18 protein-coding genes and 2 pseudogenes are annotated in these 19,262 nt (G+C 65.2%); 12 read left to right on the top strand and 8 right to left on the bottom strand.

Features of this window, described 5'->3' with window-relative positions; genetic code table 11:
- Positions 1-177: 177 nt before the first annotated feature.
- The gene (locus BGI27_RS04930; protein ID WP_095523791.1) at positions 178-1,356 is read right to left on the bottom strand and encodes a M20 aminoacylase family protein; all 1,179 of its coding nucleotides are present in this window, start codon (positions 1,354-1,356) and stop codon (positions 178-180) included.
- Between the two features lie 295 nt (positions 1,357-1,651).
- On the opposite strand from BGI27_RS04930, the gene BGI27_RS04935 reads away from it, so the two are divergent.
- From BGI27_RS04935 to BGI27_RS04950, 4 genes are all read left to right on the top strand, one after another.
- Entirely contained in the window at positions 1,652-2,635 is a 984-nt protein-coding gene (locus BGI27_RS04935) for a LysR family transcriptional regulator (protein ID WP_095523792.1), read from the top strand.
- Between the two features lie 28 nt (positions 2,636-2,663).
- Positions 2,664-3,119, top strand: coding sequence for an acyl-CoA thioesterase (locus tag BGI27_RS04940; protein WP_095529703.1), 456 nt, complete (start codon positions 2,664-2,666; stop codon positions 3,117-3,119).
- 100 nt (positions 3,120-3,219) lie between these two features.
- Positions 3,220-3,849: a glutathione S-transferase gene (locus tag BGI27_RS04945; RefSeq protein WP_095523794.1), complete on the top strand. Its 630-nt coding sequence runs from the start codon at positions 3,220-3,222 to the stop codon at positions 3,847-3,849.
- 78 nt (positions 3,850-3,927) lie between these two features.
- The gene (locus BGI27_RS04950; RefSeq protein WP_095523795.1) at positions 3,928-4,863 is read left to right on the top strand and encodes a malate dehydrogenase; all 936 of its coding nucleotides are present in this window, start codon (positions 3,928-3,930) and stop codon (positions 4,861-4,863) included.
- 6 nt (positions 4,864-4,869) lie between these two features.
- On the opposite strand, the gene BGI27_RS18635 is transcribed toward BGI27_RS04950, so the two are convergent.
- The 5 genes and pseudogenes from BGI27_RS18635 to BGI27_RS04965 all read right to left on the bottom strand — a co-directional run bounded on the left by BGI27_RS18635 (position 4,870) and on the right by BGI27_RS04965 (position 8,160).
- Entirely contained in the window at positions 4,870-5,352 is a 483-nt protein-coding gene (locus tag BGI27_RS18635) for a KUP/HAK/KT family potassium transporter (protein ID WP_317984275.1), read from the bottom strand.
- Positions 5,234-5,910: pseudogene (locus BGI27_RS04955) on the bottom strand (KUP/HAK/KT family potassium transporter). The gene BGI27_RS18635 and the pseudogene BGI27_RS04955 overlap by 119 nt, the downstream one beginning before the upstream one ends.
- Before the next feature lie 62 nt (positions 5,911-5,972).
- Entirely contained in the window at positions 5,973-6,143 is a 171-nt protein-coding gene (locus BGI27_RS18640; RefSeq protein ID WP_317984276.1) for a winged helix-turn-helix domain-containing protein, read from the bottom strand.
- 6 nt (positions 6,144-6,149) lie between these two features.
- Positions 6,150-6,653, bottom strand: coding sequence for a response regulator (locus tag BGI27_RS04960; RefSeq protein WP_317984277.1), 504 nt, complete (start codon positions 6,651-6,653; stop codon positions 6,150-6,152).
- Positions 6,646-8,160, bottom strand: a complete 1,515-nt coding sequence (locus tag BGI27_RS04965) for an ATP-binding protein (RefSeq protein ID WP_095523796.1) — start codon at positions 8,158-8,160, stop codon at positions 6,646-6,648. Before BGI27_RS04965 ends, BGI27_RS04960 begins: the two co-directional genes overlap by 8 nt.
- Before the next feature lie 124 nt (positions 8,161-8,284).
- Between BGI27_RS04965 and BGI27_RS04970 the strand changes: the two genes are divergently transcribed.
- The 8 genes and pseudogenes from BGI27_RS04970 (at position 8,285) to BGI27_RS05005 (ending at position 17,211) form a co-directional block, all read left to right on the top strand.
- Entirely contained in the window at positions 8,285-10,177 is a 1,893-nt protein-coding gene (locus tag BGI27_RS04970) for an MFS transporter (RefSeq protein ID WP_095523797.1), read from the top strand.
- 148 nt (positions 10,178-10,325) lie between these two features.
- Positions 10,326-11,537 (top strand): multidrug effflux MFS transporter, encoded by a 1,212-nt coding sequence (locus BGI27_RS04975; protein ID WP_095523798.1) that lies wholly within the window; start codon positions 10,326-10,328, stop codon positions 11,535-11,537.
- A 27-nt stretch (positions 11,538-11,564) separates the two neighbouring features.
- A pseudogene (locus BGI27_RS04980) lies at positions 11,565-12,536 on the top strand (potassium channel beta subunit family protein).
- Between the two features lie 76 nt (positions 12,537-12,612).
- Positions 12,613-13,203 (top strand): RdgB/HAM1 family non-canonical purine NTP pyrophosphatase, encoded by a 591-nt coding sequence (rdgB, locus tag BGI27_RS04985; RefSeq protein WP_095523799.1) that lies wholly within the window; start codon positions 12,613-12,615, stop codon positions 13,201-13,203.
- Between the two features lie 4 nt (positions 13,204-13,207).
- Positions 13,208-15,133: a DUF1631 family protein gene (locus BGI27_RS04990; RefSeq protein WP_095523800.1), complete on the top strand. Its 1,926-nt coding sequence runs from the start codon at positions 13,208-13,210 to the stop codon at positions 15,131-15,133.
- 200 nt (positions 15,134-15,333) lie between these two features.
- Positions 15,334-15,657 (top strand): DUF2782 domain-containing protein, encoded by a 324-nt coding sequence (locus tag BGI27_RS04995; RefSeq protein ID WP_095523801.1) that lies wholly within the window; start codon positions 15,334-15,336, stop codon positions 15,655-15,657.
- A 33-nt stretch (positions 15,658-15,690) separates the two neighbouring features.
- A complete protein-coding gene (gene hemF, locus BGI27_RS05000) occupies positions 15,691-16,608 on the top strand; it encodes an oxygen-dependent coproporphyrinogen oxidase (RefSeq protein WP_095523802.1) in 918 nt (305 codons plus the stop codon).
- 90 nt (positions 16,609-16,698) lie between these two features.
- Positions 16,699-17,211 (top strand): YkgJ family cysteine cluster protein, encoded by a 513-nt coding sequence (locus BGI27_RS05005; protein WP_095523803.1) that lies wholly within the window; start codon positions 16,699-16,701, stop codon positions 17,209-17,211.
- A 30-nt stretch (positions 17,212-17,241) separates the two neighbouring features.
- Here BGI27_RS05005 and hemW read toward each other — a convergent pair whose 3' ends face one another.
- Positions 17,242-18,447: a radical SAM family heme chaperone HemW gene (gene hemW, locus BGI27_RS05010; RefSeq protein WP_095523804.1), complete on the bottom strand. Its 1,206-nt coding sequence runs from the start codon at positions 18,445-18,447 to the stop codon at positions 17,242-17,244.
- A 17-nt stretch (positions 18,448-18,464) separates the two neighbouring features.
- A complete protein-coding gene (locus tag BGI27_RS05015) occupies positions 18,465-19,229 on the bottom strand; it encodes a UPF0149 family protein (RefSeq protein ID WP_095523859.1) in 765 nt (254 codons plus the stop codon).
- Between the last annotated feature and the right edge of the window lie 33 nt (positions 19,230-19,262).

Genomic DNA, 19,262 nt, shown 5'->3' on the forward strand with positions numbered 1-19,262 from the left:
CGATCTTGAGCGTCTTGCTCTTGAGCACCCCGGACAATGCGTCCTGCGCTTGCGCAGGCGACAGCGTGAGTGCCAGGGCGGCGAGGCCGAGGGTGGCGAGGAAGCCTCGCTTGGTGAGTTTCAACATGGTGTGGGTCCTTTCGGAATGGGTGGAGCGGAGGTGGGAAAACGGTGCGCCTAGGCCAGGAAGCGCTCGGTGAGATGCACCCAATAGCTGGCGGCCACCGGCAGGATCTGGTCGTTGAAGTCGTAGCGCGCGCTGTGCAGCGAGCAGCCGCAATGGCCTTCGCCCTCGCCGTTGCCGATGATCACGTAGCAGCCGGGGCAGGCTTCGAGCATGAAAGAGAAGTCTTCGCTGCCGGTCAGCGGGCGCATGTCGGGAATCAGTGCGTCGGCGCCGAAGCAGTCACGGATCGTTTCGTAGGCGAAGCGCGTCATCTCGTGGCTGTTCTTCAGTGCCGGATAACGCCAGCGGTAATCGATGCTCACCGTCGCCCCCAGCGCGCGGGCCTGTGCGCCGGCCAGCTCGGTGATGCGGTCGCGCAGCAGGGCGCGTACTTCGGGGGAGTAGGCGCGCACCGAGAGATCCAGCTGCGCCGTCTCGGCGATCACGTTGGAAATGGTGCCGGCCTTGAGATTGCCGACGGTGATCACCGCCATCTCACGCGGATCCACATTGCGCGCCACGATGCTCTGCAGCGCGACGACGATGTGCGCTGCCACCACAGCGGCATCCACGCAGTTGTGCGGCATGGCGCCATGGCCGCCACGGCCATTGACGGTGATGAAGACGGTGTCCGAGGAGGACATGAAGGTGCCCGGCAGCACGCCGAACTTGCCGACAGGAAAGCCCGGCCAGTTGTGGAAGGCGAACACGCCATCACAGGGGAACAACTCGAAGAGGCCGTCTTCGATCATCTTGCGTGCGCCCCCCAGACCTTCCTCGGCGGGCTGGAAGATCAGGTTCAGCGTGCCGTTGAAACGGCCGTGCTCAGCAAAATAACGAGCGGCGGCAAGCAGGCTGGCAGTGTGTCCGTCATGCCCGCAGGCGTGCATCTTGCCGGTATGGGTGCTGGCATAGGAAAGCCCCGTTTCTTCCAGTACCGGCAGCGCGTCCATGTCCGCGCGCAGGCCGAGCCGGCGGGCACCGTCACCCCGCTTGAGCTGGCCGACCACGCCAGTGCCGCCCAGACCACAGTGCACCTCATAGCCATAACTGCGCAGTTTTTCCGCTACCCAGGCACTGGTGCCATGTTCCTCGAAGGCGAGCTCGGGGCGTGCATGCAGGTAGTGGCGCATCGCGATGCTCTCTTCACGATGTTCGAGAATGCCGGGGATCAGTTGGGGCTGGGTCATACGAACGGGGCTTGCGCCTTTTGTGGTCATGCCACGAAAGTGAGCAGATAGCGTTCCCACCCCGTCCCGCCGTGTCAGCAACAAGCCACAGGTGGCCGCCCCGGCACAGATACAAGAATCAAGCATCTGATTATCAAAAGAAAAAACAGATTCCGCGAAAAGTGAGTATTGGTTTACATGCTCACTTCTCTTCATCTTCACGCCGCGACGCCAGAAATTGGTGCAAGAAGACCGCGCCAGTGCACACCATGCGCTGCGCTAGACTGCACGGCGCAGCCCGTCAGCCGGACACCTCATGGATACGCTCCCAGGACTCAAGCTCTACCAATTGCAGTACCTGATCGCCGTGGCCGAGCAGGGCAGCCTGCGTCAGGCCGCCCAGCGCCTGGGCGTCTCCGCTTCGGCCGTGAGCAAGGGGTTGAAGGAGCTGGAGGATGCGGCCGGCACCCCGCTTTTCGAGCGCCAGGCCAGCGGCTACCAGCCCTCGGCCGCGGGCCGCCTGCTGCTCACGCGTGCACGCACCATCACCGCCGAGATGCACGCAGCCATGCGCGAACTGAACGATCGGCAGGCCGGCGCCATCACCCTGCTGTCGATCGGCGTCACCCCATGGATCATTCACAGCATCCTGCCCGCCGCGCTGGAGCGCTTCTCCAGCCTGCGGCCAGACGTGCGCCTGCGCATCCAGGAATCCCTCGGCACCGACTACAAGGCGCTGCGCGACGGGGAGGTGGACATAGCCATCGGCCTTTCCCCCGCCGCCGAGCTCGCCACCGAGTTTGTCGTACGTCCGCTGTTTTCCTATGCCCAGGCGGTTTCCTGCCGCGTCGACCACCCCTGCGCCAACGTCCGCACGCTGGAGGGCCTCACCGGCCAGGGCTGGATCCTCGCCCATGCCATCGAACAATACGGGCCGCCCTTCCGCGACTTCTTCCTGGCCAACTTCGCCGAACGCAGCGATGGCAGCTGGCCCGCCACCCTGCACTTCACCCGCTCCGCCATGGCCGCCGTGCATCTGATCGAGCACAGCGACCTGCTGACCATCCTGCCCTGGCCACTGGTGGAAGCCATGCGCGACCGCTACCACATCACCGCCATTCCGCTGCGCGACGACATCACCGAACGCCAGACCAGCTTCATCACGCGCCGCAACACCGTCTGCAACGGCGCCCTCGGCCAGTTCGTCGACGTAATGATGGCCGCGATCCAGGAGGCCGCCGAGAAGCGCGACGGACAATGGCTGCGGGTTGCACGGACAGTGGATCTGATCAGGCGATGAAGCGCCATTCCCGGGGAGGACAAAACCGATGAACATGGAGACCGCACCGGAACGCAGGCGGATGTATATCGAAGCACCGATCAGGGTCCGCTCCTACGACACCGATTACATGAAGGTGGTGAGCAACACCGTGCATGTGAAGTGGTTCGAGTATCTGCGCATGGAAATACTGGACCGGTATTTTCCGCTGGCGGAGATGATGAAGGAGAACAACACGCCGATCCTGGCGAAGACCAACATCGTCTACAAAAAGCCGCTGACCCTGCAGAACAGCCCGATGGGGTGCGCCTGGGTGGAAAGTCTGGAGAAGAGCCGCTGGGTGGTGCGCTTCGAGATCGTCGAGGATGGCGTGGTGTATTGCGAGGGACGCCAGGTGGGGTATTACTTCAATCTGGACCGGATGCGTCCGGTGCGATTCCCGGAGTCTGTGCTCCAGAGGTTCGGGGAAATGTCGGGCATCGATCGGGAAGCACCGGCAGACTGAGGCGCCCGCGCCAGTTCAGCCACACGCCCGCGCATGCAGCCCTTGATGTAGCGCACAATCCTTTCGCCCACCACTTTCGTCAGTCATCCCAGGAGGCCCTGTGAAGCTCATCGGCATGCTTGATTCCCCCTACGTGCGCCGCGTGGCGATCTCGTTTCAGTTGCTCGGCCTGAAGTTCGAGCATCAGTCGCTCTCCGTGTTTCGCGCGTTCGACGAATTCCGCCGGATCAACCCCGTGGTCAAGGCGCCCACGCTCATCTGCGATGACGGCGAAGTGCTGATGGATTCGACGCTGATCCTGGCGTATGCAGAAGCGCTCGCCCGCCCGAAAACACTGATGCCTGCCGCCGTGAAGGCACTTCAGCATGACCTGAGCCTGATCGGTCTGGCGCTGGCAACCACCGAGAAAAGCGTTCAGATCGTCTATGAACGCGGACTCCGCCCGCCGGAAAAACTGCATGCGCCCTGGCTGGAACGCATCATCGGCCAGACGCTCGCAGCCTACAGCGAGCTGGAGCGGGAAATCGCCCCCAGGCCGGTTCCGCAGGAGGGCGCCGGCATCGATCAGGCGGGCGTCACGATTGCCGTGGCCTGGCATTTCACGCAACAGATGATCCCCGAAGAGGTTCCTGCCGGGCAGTTTCCCCGGCTGGCGGCCTACTCGGCAGCGGCGGAATCGCTGCCGGCCTTCAGGGCGGCACCACACGGCGACAGCACCTACCGGGGGTAAAAACCGGACCGTCACCGCAGCCGCCTTCGGCCGCGCTGCGGTATCGTGACACCCTCCCGCCTTCTGAAGCAGACAAACATGCGCAGCAAGAAAATCGCCGTGGTCGGCAGCGGTGCCATCGGCAGCACTGTGGCCCATTCGCTGATCCTGCGGAATCGCGACATCGAAGTCCTGCTGGTCAACCGGTCGCAGCAGAAGGCCTGGGCCAAGGCCTTCGACATCGGCCACACGCTGGCGGAGCTGGAAGGTCGCAGCATCCGCGCGGTCATGCCAGAGGAATGCGAAGGCGCAGACGTCATCGTGATGACGGCAGGAGCCCTGCCGCGCGAAGACGGTACGCGGGCGGATGTCATCCAGGACAACGTGGCGATCTTCAGACAGCTGGTCCCGCTGCTGGCACGCCACAATCCGGAAGCCTGCTTCCTCAACGTCACCAACCCGGTCGACGCGATGGCCTACGCCATCCGGCGGCTCTCCGGGTTTTCACCCGGGCGCGTGCTGGGCACCGGTACGGAGCTGGATGCGATGCGCCTGCGCGCCTTTCTGGCCGAGCAATACCCGCTGGAGGCGCAACGGATCTCGATCGACGTCATCGGTGAACACGGCGACAGCATGGTGCCGGTCTGGAGCCGCGCACAGCATGGCGGCACCCCGCTCGAAATCGCCATCGGGCTGTTCGATACCGCCGAGAAGGAAGAACTGCTCACCAGCACCCGGCGCGCCGGCTGGGATATCCGCCTGGCCGGAGAACACAGCTGCTATGCCATCGCCTTCACCGCGACCCGGATCGTCGAAGCCATGATCCAGGCCTCGCCCAGACCGCTGCTGGTCTCTTCCCTGATGCAGGGCGAGCTGGGCATCCACGGCGTCTACATGAGCCTGCCCACCACACTGGGCCCGGGCGGCGTCGTGCAGAAGCACCTGCCCACGCTGACGGCGGAGGAAACCGCGCAGCTCGAACACTCCCGGGCTCAGCTGGCATTGCAGATCGCGCAGGTGGAGGCGCTGCTGTAGTAGCCCCTACAGCATGACGCGGCTTCCCATCTCCACCACGCGCGCGGGCGGCAGCCTGAAGTAGTTGGCGGCACTGGAAGCGTTACGGAACAGGAATTCGAACAGGCGTTCGCGCCACAACGCCATGCCACTGCCATTGGCTGTCGGCAGGATGGTTTCACGGCTGAGAAAGTAGGAGACCTGCTGCGGATCGAGTGCCAACCCTTGCGCAGCACAGACCGCGAGCGCAGCGGGCAGGTCCGGATCCTCCATGAAACCGTAGCGCACGAAGACGCGGAAAAAGCTGCGGCCCAGCGCCTGCACCTCGACGCGATCCTCCTGCGGCACGCGGGGCACGGACTCGATGAGCACGCAGACGAACACCGTCCGCTCATGCAACACGAGATTGTGCTTGAGGTTGTGCAGCAGCGCGGCCGGCATCTGGTCGGTCAGCGGCGAGAGGAACACCGCCGTATGTGGCACACGCGTGATGGGGCGACAAGGCCGCAAGCACCTGCGGATTGGTCACGATGTTGCTCAGCCCGATCAAGGCGAGACTGGCGAACCAGAGGATCACCACATAGCCGAACAGGCCGCCAACACGTGCCGTGCCATGGCGCTGCACCATGAACAACGCAACCAGGATGCCATCGTGATCGGCAGCACATAGGGCCGCAACGCCGGCGTGGCGACTTCCAGCCCCTCGACCGCGGAGAGTACCGAGATGGCTGGCGTGATGATGCCGTCGCCATAGAACAGCGAAGCACCGACGATACCCAGGGCCAGCGCCAGCGTGCGGCGCCGGGGGCTGGCGGCGGCCTGCTGCATCACGCGCGCCATCAGCGCCACCACGCCGCCCTCGCCCTTGTTGTCAGCCCGCAGCACGATGCACACGTATTTGAAGGTGACGATCAGCAGCAGGCTCCAGATCACCATCGAAAGCACGCCCAGCACGTGCTCCGGCGTCACTGCGAGCGGATGATGCCCTGCAGGGTTGAAGACCTCCTTCAGCGCATAAAGCGGGCTGGTGCCAATATCGCCATACACCACGCCGAGCGCGGCAAGCATCAGTTTTGGCAGGGATTGAGGGCGATTTTCGGCAGCGTTCACAGAAACCTCGTCGGTGGGGGTCAGAACACGAAGCGGTAACCGGTACCGGTTTCGGTGAGCAGATGGCGGGGCCGTGCAGGATCCGCCTCCAGCTTGTGGCGCAGATGGCCCAGATAGATGCGCAGGTAATGGACGCTGTCGACATAGGCCGGCCCCCACACCTCGCGCAGCAGTTGCCGGTGCGTCAGCACCCTGCCCTAACCTGCGATCAGCGCACAGAGCAGGCGGTATTCGATCGGTGTGAGATGCACCTCGATGCCCTCGCGGCAGACCCGGCGCTGCACGAAATCCACCTCGACCTCGCCGAAACGCAGTTGTGGCGGCTCCTGGCCACCGCCACGGCGGAGCAGGGCGCGTACGCGCGCCAGCAGCTCTCCCCGCGAGAAAGGCTTGACCAGATAGTCGTCGGCACCAGCATCCAGGGCGGCGATCTTCTCCTGTTCCTGGCTGCGTGCCGAGAGCACCAGCACCGGCAGCTCACTCCAGGCGCGCAGCTCGCTGATGAAGCCCCGGCCATCGCCATCGGGCAGGCCGAGATCGACTACCAGCAACTGCGGCAGCACGCGGGCCATCTCGACACGCGCGGCCTCCATGCTGCCCACGCCGACGCAACGCAGTTGCTGCTCACGCAGGGCGTCGCAGAGCAGGTTGCGGATCTGGGGCTCGTCCTCCAGCACCATCACCAGCGCGACGTCAGACATCTTCCGGCTCCGGGGCCAGCGCCGGCTGGGCACTCAACGGCAGGGTAAAGGCAAAGCAGACGCCGCCCTCCACGCGATTAGCCGCCGTCAGCTGCCCGCCATGCGCTTCGACGATGAGGCGGCAGATCGACAGGCCAAGCCCGAGGCCCGGCACCGAACCCGCCGTCTCGCCACGCTGGAAGGGTTCGAACAGATGCTGCAGCGCCTGGGCCGAAAGCCCCGGGCCATCGTCTTCCACCATCAGTTGCAGCATGCCGGGCAGCAGCCTGGCCCGCAGGTGGACGGTGCTGCCGGGCGGCGAATACTTGGCGGCATTCTCCAGCAGGTTGCACAGCACGCGCTCGATCAAGACGGCGTCGAATTCCAGCAAGGGCAGGTCGGACGGCAGTTCGATCCTCAGGCAATGCTGTTGCAGGCGCACTTCCAGATGGGCCGTGGCGGCGCCAACGATTTCCTCGACCGATTGCCAGTCGCGCCGCAGTTGCAGGCGGCCGGATTGCAGGCGGGCCATGTCCAGCAGGTTGTCGACCAGTTCGCTCATGTGCATGGCCTGCTCCCGCATCGCCGCCGCCAGCCGGCTCACCGGCATGCCGCGTGCCTCGTTCTCATAGAGGGCATCGGCCTGCCCCACAAGCACGGTCAACGGCGTGCGGATGTCATGCGATAACGCAGCGAGCAGCGTGCTGCGCAGGCGCTCCCGCTCCATCTCCACCGTCGCCTGCTGGGCCACGCCCACGTAATGCAGACGCTCCAGCGCGGTCGCCACCAGCAGGGCCAGCGCTTCCGCACGGCTGCGCGACAGGCGCTCGGCCCGCACGACCGGAATTTCCAGCAGCAGTACCCCGCGCCGGCGCCGGGGGGCTTCCAGCACCAACATCAGCAGACGCCCGCCCGGATCCGCCGGATCAGGCATTTCGCGTGTATGGCCTTCGGCAAGCGCGACTTCGACAAGGGTACGCCGGACCTCCTCCGCGCCATCTGGCCCCAGAGCCTGCAGGACTTCATCGCGGCCCAGCCACCAGATGCGCGCATGGCCGCTGCATTCACGCCGCACGAAGGCGTCCACCGCTTCGCAGACCTGCGCCACCTCGATGCAGCCGGCCAGCTCACGTGCCAGCCCGTACTGATGCCGAACAGCCTCTTCCTCCGCTGCCGCCGCAGCGGCCTGCGCACGCAGCCGCGCGGTGAGATGGGCCAGCAGCAGGCCCACCAGCAGCATCACCACAAAGGTGACCAGATACTGCATGTCACCCACCCGCAGCGACAGGCGAGGCGGTACATGGAACACATCGAACGCCAGCACCCCACACAGGGCGCACCAGGCAGCCGCACCACGCGAGGACAACAAGGCCACGCCCACCACCAGCAACAGGTAGAGCATCACCACGTTGGCTGCATCGACACGCCCGGCCAGCGGCTCGCTCAACAGGCTGAGCCCGGCGACGCCCGCCGTGGCAGCGATATAGCCGCGCGCACTGCGCAAAAGGAAGAGCGGGTTTCCAGTCATGCGATCAGCCTAGCCCGCCCGGCATAAAAAAGATGAAAAAACACCTGGCCTGCCCCAAGCGCCCGTCACCCTGCCGATACGTTATCCTCGCGCCAGCCATTTCCGCCAGATCGCCAGACCCGACATGATCCAGCCTCATCCCAGCTCGACATTGCAGCTGCTGGCCCAGCGCCGCTTCGGTCCGCTCTTCGCCACACAGTTCCTGAACGCATTCAATGACAACGTGTTCAAGAACGCGCTGCTTCTGCTGCTGGCCTTCCAGGCCGGCAGCGTGGCCGGCATGAGCCCGGCAATCGCGGTGCAGTTCGCCGCTGGCATCTTCGTGCTGCCGTTTTTCCTCTTCTCGGCGATGGCCGGGCAACTGGCGGACCGATTCGAGAAATCGCGCCTGATCCGCTGGGTGAAGTTGCTGGAGGTCTTCATCGCACTGCTGGGGCTGGCAGGTTTCGTCTTCGTGCAGCTGGAATTCCTGCTCTTCGCGCTGTTCCTGATGGGGCTGCAGTCGACACTGTTCGGCCCGCTGAAATATTCCATCCTGCCGCAGCAGCTGTATCCGCAGGAGCTGGTGGCCGGCAACGCCTGGGTGGAGAGCGGCACCTTCGTCGCCATCCTGCTCGGTGCCATCGCCGCCGGCCTGCTGATGGGCAGCGGGCCGCAAGGCGCGATCTGGTGCGCTGCGCTCAGCGTGGCGGTATCCACCCTGGGCTATCTCACCAGTTTCGGCATTCCCCTCGCCCCGGCGCCGGCCCCCGATCTGAAGATCCGCCTCAACCCCTTCACCGAGACCTGGCGCAATGTGAAGCTGCTGCACGGCAACCGCCCGGTGTTCCATGCCACGCTGACAATCTCGTGGTTTTGGTTTTACGGCGCGGTGTTCCTCACTCAGTTCGCGCCCTACGTGAAAGAAGTGCTCGGCGGAACGGAAAACCTCGTCACGGTGCTGCTGGCGGCCTTCATCGTCGGTATCGCCATCGGCGCCTTCCTGTGCGAAAAACTCTCCGGCAAGCATGTGGAGCTGGGCCTGGTGCCACTGGGCGCGATCGGCCTGTCGCTGTTCGGCATCGACCTCTGGCTCGCCAGCCCGACTGCCGCGCCGGAGGCAATGAGCGTGGCCGGCTTCCTTGCCGCGCCGGCCCACTGGCGCATCCTCGTCGATCTGATCCTGATCGGCGCCTCCGGTGGTCTGTTCACCGTGCCACTCTACGCCATGGTGCAGCAGCGCTCGGCCGAGGCGGAGCGCTCGCGCGTGATCGCCGCCAACAACATCCTCAACGCGGCCTTCATGGTCGCCTCCGCACTGTTCGGCATGGTCGTGCTGGCGGCTGGCGTGAGCATCTCCGGCCTGTTCCTCGCCACCGCGTTGATCAATTGTGCCGTGGTGGTGTACATCTGCCGCCTGATGCCGGAGGCCTTCGTGCGCTTCACGGTGTGGCTGCTGCTGCACTTCGTGTATCGCATCCGCGTGGTGGGGCGCGAGAACCTGCCCGAGGAAGGTGCTGCGCTGCTGGTGTGCAACCACGTGAGCTTCATGGATGCGCCGATCATCACCACGCGCAGCCGCCGCCCGGTGCGCTTCGTGATCGACCACCTGATCTACCGCACTCCGCTGTTCTACCGCGTGTTCCGCGCCATGGGTTCCATCCCCGTAGCCGATCCGCGCATCAATCTCGATGCCACGCGCGAAGCCTACGACGAGGTCTCCAGGGCACTGGCGGCCGGCACGCTGGTGGCGATCTTTCCCGAGGGTTTCATCACCGAGGACGGCGAGATCGGCCCCTTCAAGAGCGGCGTAGCGCGCATCCTGCGGCGTACACCGGTGCCGGTGGTGCCAATGGCGCTGCGCGGGCTTTGGGGCAGTTTCTTCTCGCGCAAGGACGGCCCGGCGATGCGCAAACCTTTCCGGCGCGGTTTCTGGAATCGCGTCGAGCTGGTGATCGGCAAACCCATCCCGGCCGATGAAGCCACACCTGCCCGCTTGCGCGAGGAAGTGGCACGGCTGCGCGGGGACTGGCGCTGAAGCCCCATCCCTGACAAGGCCGTGCGCTGGCAAAGATGTGTCAATCGACCGGCACTGAAATGCACTTTTGCTGCATTGCGTGATAGGGTAAGTGCCTAAGCTCCATACGTGGCCGTCCGGCTGCGTACACTCTCCTATCCCCTGTTAGATGAATCAGATCGCCTATCCGCTGCTGGCGCTGCTGCTGGCATTCCTCAATGCCATCGGGCCGTTTTCCATCGATGCCTACCTGCCGGCCTTTCCGGCCATGCAGGCCTCGCTTGCCACCGATGCGGTGGCGATGCAGCAGTCTCTGACTGCCTACATGATCCCCTTTTCGGTCATGATGCTGTGGCACGGCGCCATCTCCGACGCGCTGGGCCGCCGCCACGTGATCATCGCCGGCCTGGTCGTGTATGTGGCCGCTTCGCTGCTCTGTGCCTTTGCACCGAACATCCATATGCTGCTGATCGGCCGCATGCTGCAGGGCCTGTCGGCCGGCAGTGGCGTGATCGTGGGCCGCGCCGTGGTGCGTGATCTGCTCGACGGTCCGGCCGCGCAACGCATGATGTCGCACGTGGCGATGGTGTTCGCCATCGCGCCAGCTGTCGCTCCCATCCTCGGCGGCGCGATGACGGAATGGTTCGGCTGGCGCTCGATCTTCTTCTTCCTGGTGCTGCTTGCCAGTGCGCAGATCTTCATGACCTGGCGCTTCCTGCCCGAGTCGCTGCCGCCTGAAAAGCGTCAGCCGCTGCACGCGGGCGACATGCTTCGCGGCTACCTGGCCGTGCTGGGCAGCGGGCGGTTCGTGTTGCTGGGCCTGTCGATGAGCTTCGTCTTCCTGGGTTTCTTCCTCTACGTGATGTCGGCGCCGGTGTTCCTGATGCAACACCTGAAGCTGGATGCCACGCAGTTCGGCTATCTCTTCGTGCCACTGGTGGTCGGCATGATCGGCGGCTCCGTGACGGCGGTGCGGCTGTCACGGCGCATCACGCCACTGGCCACCATCCGCCTGGCCTTCGTGGTGTCGGCCGTGGCGGCGCTGTGGAACCTCGCCGCCAACCTGTGGCTGCCCGACAGCGTGGCCACACGTATTCCGCAACTGGCACTGCAGACCTTCGCGATGAACCTCTCCTTCCCCAGCCTGACGCTGCTGGCGCTGGACATGTTCCCCGAGCGGCGCGGCATGGCCGCCAGCTGCCAGGGCTTCATCCACACGCTGATCATGTCGGCGGTGGCAGGCGTGCTGGCGCCGCTCCTGTGGGATTCGCTGCTGCAGATGGCACTGGCGATGTGCGTGATGTGGGTGCTCTCCATCGGCTTCTTCTACTGGAGCCGGCAGATCAGCCGTCCCGCCGCGCCCGCGCACAAACAGATGTAGGCCCTTGAAACCACAGGAGGAACACGCATGGAATACCGTCGTCTAGGCCGCTCGGGCCTCAAGGTCAGCGCCCTGTCGCTGGGCTCCTGGGTCACCTATGCCAATCAGGTCGACACTACCAACGCACGCGAGATCATGGCTGCCGCACGCGATGCCGGCGTGAACTTCTTCGACAACGCCGAGACTTATGCGGCCGGTGAGTCCGAACGCATCATGGGCGCGGCGCTGCGCCAGCTGGGCTGGCCGCGCGAGCACGTCGTGGTCTCCAGCAAGTTCTACTGGGGGCTCTCCGATGACCCCAACGTGCACCACACGCTCAACCGCAAATACCTGCTGGGCGCCATCGATGGTTCGCTGAAGCGCTTCGGCCTCGACTACATCGACCTGATCTTCTGCCACCGACCGGACCCCGACACCCCCATCGAGGAAACGGTGTGGGCCATGCACGACATCATCTCGCGCGGCAAGGCGTTGTACTGGGGCACCTCGGAATGGAGTGCCGATGAAATCCGTGCCGCCTGGGAAATTGCCGAGCGCCATCACCTGCACAAGCCGGTGATGGAGCAACCGCAATACAACCTCTTCGTCCGCCGCCGCGTGGAGCAGGAATACAAGCGCCTGTACGAAGACATCGGCCTGGGGCTGACTACCTGAAGCCCGCTGGCCTCCGGTGTGCTCTCGGGCAAGTACGTGGATGGCATTCCCGCCGGATCGCGCGGCACGCTGGCCAGCTACGAATGGCTGCGCGAACGCCTCACGGATACCGGCCGCAACGCTGCCGCCGCGAAACTCGCGCCGATCGCCGCCGAACTCGGCTGCACGCTGGCCCAGCTCGCGCTCGCCTGGTGCCTGAAGAATCCGCACGTTTCCACGGTGATCACCGGCGCCTCCCGGCCAGGACAGGTCCAGGAAAACATGCAGGCGCTGCAGATCGTTCCTCGGCTCGATGCGGAGCTCCTGACGCGCATGGAGGCTGGCTGCGAGGGCGTGACTGCTTGAACACCCACGCAGACAGGATGGTTTCGGCTAACCTGCGGGGATCTCCGTTCACCGCGCCTTTGCGTTCGCCCTCGTCATGAAAAAACTCGTCCTCGCTTCCAACAATGCCGGCAAGCTGCGCGAATTCCAGGCCCTGCTCGCACCGCTGGGCTGGGAAGTGGTCCCCCAGGCCGATCTGGGCGTGCCCGAAGCCGAAGAGCCGTATCCGACCTTCATCGAAAACGCACTGACCAAGGCGCGCCATGCCGCCGCCCATACCGGCCTGCCCGCGCTGGCGGACGATTCCGGCATCTGCGTGGCGGCACTGGCCGGCGCGCCCGGTGTGCACTCGGCGCGCTTCGCCGGCGAACCACGCTCGGATGAACGCAACAACGCCCTGCTGATCGAAAAGCTTGGCGGCGAAACGGACCGCCGCGCACATTACGTTTGTGTGCTGGCGCTGGTGCGCCATGCCGAGGACCCCCAGCCGATCATCGCTGAGGGGGAATGGCACGGAGAAGTCGTCGACACGCCGCGCGGTGAACACGGTTTCGGGTACGACCCCTACTTCCTGTTGCCGCAGATGGAACAAACCGCCGCCGAACTCGAACCGGCACTCAAGAACGCCCTGAGCCACCGTGGCGCGGCCTGCCGCCAGCTGATCGAGCGACTGCGCCGCGAGGGCTGAAGCCATGACCGTGGCCGAAACCCTGATCGCCCAGGCGCGGGAGCGTTTTGCCGCAGCCCTGTGCGACATCCTGCGCAGCAGCGGCTACCGCATGCCGGAGGTGCAGGAAGTCATGGCCAGACAGGCCGCACAGGCCTTCGACGAACTCGCCGGCCTGCGCAGCAAGGCTGAATACACGCGGCTACGCAGCCTCACGGCTTCACGCATCAGCCTTGTGCACCCTGAGGACATGGACCTCACGGTGCAGCTGATCAACCTCTCCTCGGCCATCAACGACACCTGCGAACATACGCTGGGCCGGTTGCACCTGCTGTTCATGACCTTGCTCGAGCAGAGCAGCGCGGCGCCGGAGCAGCTGCCCGTGGGCACCGATGCCATCTGTGCCGCGCTACGCGGCCTGCTCGACAGCGATGTGCTCGACCCGGCGCTGCGGCCCGGCTTGCCGGAACGTATCGAGACCCCGATGCAGGCGTTGTTGCCGGATTTCTATTCCGAGCTGCTGAGCATGCTGCAGACCGAAGGCGTCACCACGCAACGCGCCTCCGTGCGCCGCGCGCAGGAAGACGCCGCCACCTGCCCGACCGATGGGGCGCTGGCCCGTCTGCAGGCGCAGCTGCAACAACGGCATGGTGGCGCGCCAGCGGTAACCATCCCGATGGACCCGACCTTGCTCGCCGGTATCATAGACCAGGTCTACGCTTGGCTCGCCCGCCAGCAACAGGAAGCGGCAGCCAGCAGTTCCCCTGCCAGGACTCGCCTCGGCGAGCTGGGCAAGCTTCTGCCTCCTGAGCGCACCACCTTGCTCGAAGCACTGGAAGACTGTTTCGACACCCTGCGCGACGACGCCACGCTGCCCGCCACGATCAGACCCGCGCTCGAGCGCCTGCGCCTGCCCACGGTGAAGGCGGCACTGCGCGAGCCAAACTGCCTCGGAGAAAAACTCCACCCCGTTCTGCGCCTGCTCGAAGTCGCGCTGCGCCTGGCACGCACACTGCCGCTCGACGTAGCCGCTGGGCATCCGGTCTGTCAGGCACTGATCGAAGCCTCATTACGCGTGCAGCGTGATTACGGCAACCACAGCGCCATCTTCGAAGAGACCGCACTGCATCTGGAGGTGCTGGAGCAGGACCGCATCGGTGCGGTCAATGAACGCACCCTCAAGTTGCGGCCACTCGCCGAGCGTGAAGCGCGGCGCGAGCATTCGCGCACGCGGGCTGCGCGTGCCATCCGCGCCCTGTGTGCCAGCCAGCCGCCACTCCCCGTCAGCGATTTCCTGGAGAACGTCTGGGTGCGCGTGCTGGCCGCGATCCAGCTGCGCAACGGCGAGAAAAGCCCGCAATGGCATGCCGCGCTGACCACCGCCAACAAGCTGGTCGACAGCGTACAGCCCCGCGCCGATGTCGCCGAACGCCGCCAGCTGGCAGCCGGCCTGCCCGCGCTGATCGCCGAGCTGCGTGCCGGCCTGGAAGCCATTGGCGCTCCGCCGACCCTGCGCGAAACCGTATTCACCCGCTTCGCGGATCTGCACACCGCCACGCTACGCGGCCAGCAACCCGTGCTGGAGAAATACCAGCCCCTGCAGGTTTCTAGCGAAGCGCGCGTGCAGACCGTTTCCGAGATTCCCGGTCTGTATGTGGTACGCCTGCCGCCGGCCTCCGAGATGGAAACCGACGAACCTGAGTGGGTCGGCTCGCTGCAACCCGGCGAGTGGTTCTGCCTGACACTGCCCGGTCAGGGGCAGCAGGCATTCTGCCTGGCCTGGCAGGACGGCAACCCGCGCCTGCTGCTGGCAGCCACGCCGGACGGGCTCAGCCTGCTCGCACCGATGCGCTGGCTGCTGGAGCAGGCCCGCGCAGAGCAGGCCCGACGTCTGTCACTGGAAGCGCTTTTCGAACAGACAGCTGCCCAGGCCCTCGCACGCGGACTATAATTGAAGCAAAACCCACACACGCGGGTCGCAGCCCCCCGAGGGAATGCTTTCTGTCTTAGAACCTGTTCAAGGTCTGTAGCGAGAGGCCGTCAGCGGTGCGAAGAGCAGCGCATGAGCCCCGATCACGGACTCGCAGTAAGACTATGAACAGGTTCTTAGGGCGGCTCAGCGGGGAAAAACCCCACCCGAGAGGACGAATCATGAAAAAACACATCCCTCTGTTACTCGCCCTGCTGCTGGGCACCGCACCGGTGCTCGCTCAGACCACCCGCCAGGAAGTACCCGAGCCGCCCGCCCTTGGCGAACTGCCTGGCGCCGACGCCCCCGATGTCACCATCCGCAACCGTGGCGGCGACCGCGTCGAAGAATACCGCCGCAACGGCCAGCTCTACATGATCAAGGTGACGCCACAGGTCGGCCCGGCGTACTACCTCGTGGCACGCGATCGCGATGGCGGTTTCGAGCGTGTGAACGATCTGGACCGCGCCCGTACCATGACCCAGTGGATCCTGCTGCAATGGTAGGCTGACGGCCCGCCTCATTTCGCCGCAATCCGCATGTCAGCGCCCCACGACAGCCGCGCCCTGCGCGAGTACCTGCTCGCCCTGCAACGGCAGATCATCGACGCACTCGAGTCCTTCGACGGTCAACGCTTCCGGACCGAGCGCTGGACCCGCCCCGAGGGCGGCGAGGGCATCACGCGGGTGATCGAAGAAGGCAACTTCTTCGAGCGCGGCGGCGTGAATTTCTCCCACGTCTTCGGCGACAGACTGCCGCCCTCCGCCAGCGCCAGCCGCCCCGAACTGGCCGGCAGCGGCTTCGAGGCCATGGGCGTGTCGCTGGTGCTGCACCCGCGCAACCCGTATTGCCCCACGGTGCACATGAATGTGCGCTGCTTCATCGCCCGGCCGAAGGATCAGGCTAGCAGCACGCCGGTCTTCTGGTTCGGCGGCGGCATGGATCTCACGCCCTATTACCCGTTCGAGGAAGACGTGCGCCATTTCCATGCCACCTGCCGCGATGCCGTGACGCCTTTCGGCGCGGCGCTGCACCCGCGTTTCAAGGCCTGGTGCGACCGCTATTTCTTCCTCAAGCATCGCAACGAGCCGCGCGGTGTCGGCGGGCTGTTCTTCGACGACTTCAACGAGCTGGGCTTCGAGCAAAGCTTCGCACTCACACGCAGCGTGGGCGATGCCTTTCTGCCCGCCTATCTGCCGCTCATCACCCGCCGCCGCGAGCAGCCCTGGGGCGAACGCGAACGCGACTTTCAGTGCTGGCGGCGCGGCCGTTACGTGGAATTCAACCTGGTGTGGGATCGCGGTACGCTGTTCGGCCTGCAATCGGGGGGACGTACGGAGTCCATCCTGATGTCGCTGCCGCCCGAAGTGAAATGGCGCTACGACTGGCAACCCGAGCCTGGCAGTGCCGAAGCGAAGTTGTTCACGGATTTTTTGCCCCCCCGTGACTGGGTCTGAAAACTCCCCCCTCGGTCCATTGCCCCGTGATGATCCGGACGACCCGGCGATGAAAAACACACCCCATCCGACACCACCGACCCACATTCGATGAACACCCGCCCCCCTCGTCTGGCCAAGACGCTCGCCACGGCCGCCGCCGATTACCAGACCACCGCCGTCATCCCGCATTGCCGGGTTTGCAGCAAGCCCTGCTGCAAACTGGACACACTCGTGCTGGAACTGGAGTGGCCGCAGGTCAAAGGCCTCTGGCTGCTCGCCGAATCGCGCAATGCCTTCGACAAGCGCCTGGCCTCAGGCCGGGGGCCTATCGAGATCCGCCCGGCGAACGGGCTCTATTACGCCCACAGCCGACCCTGCCCGGCCTACGACCAGGCTGGTGGCGGCTGCCGCGTCTACGACCAGCCGCTCAAACCCGTGGGCTGTTCGGATTTCCCCGTGTATGAAGACCAGGGGCAGATCACCGCGGATCTGCGCTGCGAGGCCGTGGACCTGGATGCCCTGAAAGCCCGGCTGACCCAGGCACTCGGCCCTGGCAGCCGCATCACCCGGTCCGCCGATCGGGATTTCCCCTTCCTGGTCACGCTTTCGGTGAAGCGCTGAACCCGGGTTTCGCGGACCACGTACAGGCGCTCAGTGCGCGAGGAAGACTTCCAGCAGATCGTTGAGGAAGCGCCGGCCACGCTCGGTAGGGCGGATCAGGCCGTCGCCGATCTCCAGCAGCCCACGCTGACGTGCAGCGATCAGTTCCTCAGCCACCACGTCCAGCGCTAACCCGGTATGCGCCTCGAACAGATGACGCGGCACGCCCTCGGTGAGTCGAAATGCGTTCATCATGAACTCGAAGGGCAGATCGTGGGCATCTACTGTATGCCTGGCCTGGATGAAATCATCACGGGAGGCGCCTTCGAGATAGGTGGCCGGATGCTTGTGGCGAACCTCGCGGTGGATGCCGAGATGGTCGGAAAGCTTGGCGTGCGCACCGGCACCGATGCCCAGGTAGTCGCCGAACTGCCAGTAGTTGAGGTTGTGGCGGCAGCGATGCCCCTGGCGGGCGAAAGCGGAGGTCTCGTAGTGCGCATAGCCGGCTTCGGCCAGGCGTGCTTCCAGCATTTCCTGCATATCCGCCGAGAGATCATCGTCAGGCAGAGCAGGCGGATTGCGGTGGAACAGGGTGTTCGGTTCCAGCGTGAGGTGATAGCAGGAGAGATGCGGTGGCGCGAAGGTCAGCACGCCCTCCAGATCCTCCCGTGCCTCGGCGAGGCTCTGCCCGGGCAGGGCGTACATCAGGTCGACGTTCCAGGTCACGAACCAGCGCGCGGCAGCTTCCATGGCGCGCAAGGCTTCGTCCCGATCATGGATGCGCCCCAGCGCCTGCAGGTGCCGCGGATTCAGGCTCTGGATGCCGAGCGAGACACGAGTCACACCAGCGGCATGGAAATCACGCAGATGGCCGGTTTCCACGGTGCCGGGATTGGCTTCCAGCGTGATCTCGGCGCCGGGCGTCAGGGGCACGAGGTTGCGCACACCGGCCAGCAGACGCTCCAGCGACTGCGGCGAGATCAGGCTGGGCGTGCCGCCACCGATGAAAACGGTATGCACACGCCGCCCCCACACGCCCGGCAGCGCCAGTTCGAGATCGCGCAGCAAGGCATCGACATAGGCCGTCTCGGGGATGCCTTCGTCCTTGACCGCATGCGAGTTGAAATCGCAGTAGGGGCACTTGCGCACGCACCAAGGGAAATGGATGTACAGCGCCAGCGGCGGCGGGGCCGCGAGGCGTGGAGCATGCGTGGTGCGCGCGCTGGCGGCGGGCAGGATCGGGATGCTGCGGGCCACGAAGCGTCAGTGCCGGATCAGTGGAGCTTTTCCGGCGAACCGCAGCACTTCTTGTACTTCTTGCCGCTGCCGCAGGGGCATTCTTCATTGCGCCCGGGAGCGTCTTCGGCGAGCACCGGCTCGCGCGGCGCATTGACCACCTTGAGGTAGCGCCGCCAGAACACATAGATGTATTGCAGGCCGGCCACCAGCAGGCTGATCACCTCGTCACGCTCGTCCTCGGTGAGCAGCTGGCCAGGCGATTTCTCGCCGGTATCGAAGGCGGCGATGAGGTTGAGCACGGCGACGCATTCCTCGTCCTGCTCCAGCGCGTCCCAGTACTGCTCCTCAAGCCAGTCGAGACCGTCGCGGAAACCGCGCGCCCAGCCTTCGGCGAGCGGGAAGCCACTGTCGGCGGGATCGTCGAGGAAAGGAAAATACATCTGCTCGGCACCTTCCTCGGCGGAAAGGCCGGACCAATCCTCGCGGAAGCCGCTGACCACGGTATTCCAGTGGCGCAGCAGCAGTTCGAAGACACGGCGGGTGTCTTCCTCGCTGATCTCGTAGGCTTCTTCCTCGCCCAGCACCACCGGCAGCCATTCGCTGGGCATGATCACTTCCGGGCCGACGATCAGCGCACAGAACAGGCCGTCGAGTTCCTCCAGCGAGCAGGAACCGGGATAGTTGTCGAGCAGGCGGTCGAGTTCGGCGAAGTCGGCGTCGGTGAGCGGGATCTGGAGTTCAGGATTCATGATGCGCACGGATTGGGTAATGTGAGTATTGTCGCCGATATCGTCGCTCATCGTGGCGGGAAAAATCCCGCTGCGGGCGTCATC

It is taken from the genome of Candidatus Dactylopiibacterium carminicum (assembly GCF_014736495.1).
GTDB lineage: Bacteria > Pseudomonadota > Gammaproteobacteria > Burkholderiales > Rhodocyclaceae > Uliginosibacterium > Uliginosibacterium carminicum.

Coding starts and splice junctions, on each gene's coding strand:
- BGI27_RS05005 (WP_095523803.1), top strand. CDS start 16,699: ATGAACACCCGCCCCCCTCGTCTGGCCAAGACGCTCGCCACGGCCGCC.
- hemF (WP_095523802.1), top strand. CDS start 15,691: ATGTCAGCGCCCCACGACAGCCGCGCCCTGCGCGAGTACCTGCTCGCC.
- BGI27_RS04950 (WP_095523795.1), top strand. CDS start 3,928: ATGCGCAGCAAGAAAATCGCCGTGGTCGGCAGCGGTGCCATCGGCAGC.
- BGI27_RS04995 (WP_095523801.1), top strand. CDS start 15,334: ATGAAAAAACACATCCCTCTGTTACTCGCCCTGCTGCTGGGCACCGCA.
- BGI27_RS04935 (WP_095523792.1), top strand. CDS start 1,652: ATGGATACGCTCCCAGGACTCAAGCTCTACCAATTGCAGTACCTGATC.
- BGI27_RS04970 (WP_095523797.1), top strand. CDS start 8,285: ATGATCCAGCCTCATCCCAGCTCGACATTGCAGCTGCTGGCCCAGCGC.
- BGI27_RS04960 (WP_317984277.1), bottom strand. CDS start 6,653: ATGTCTGACGTCGCGCTGGTGATGGTGCTGGAGGACGAGCCCCAGATC.
- BGI27_RS04940 (WP_095529703.1), top strand. CDS start 2,664: ATGAACATGGAGACCGCACCGGAACGCAGGCGGATGTATATCGAAGCA.
- BGI27_RS05015 (WP_095523859.1), bottom strand. CDS start 19,229: ATGAGCGACGATATCGGCGACAATACTCACATTACCCAATCCGTGCGC.
- BGI27_RS04975 (WP_095523798.1), top strand. CDS start 10,326: ATGAATCAGATCGCCTATCCGCTGCTGGCGCTGCTGCTGGCATTCCTC.
- BGI27_RS04930 (WP_095523791.1), bottom strand. CDS start 1,356: ATGACCCAGCCCCAACTGATCCCCGGCATTCTCGAACATCGTGAAGAG.
- BGI27_RS04990 (WP_095523800.1), top strand. CDS start 13,208: ATGACCGTGGCCGAAACCCTGATCGCCCAGGCGCGGGAGCGTTTTGCC.
- rdgB (WP_095523799.1), top strand. CDS start 12,613: ATGAAAAAACTCGTCCTCGCTTCCAACAATGCCGGCAAGCTGCGCGAA.
- BGI27_RS04965 (WP_095523796.1), bottom strand. CDS start 8,160: ATGACTGGAAACCCGCTCTTCCTTTTGCGCAGTGCGCGCGGCTATATC.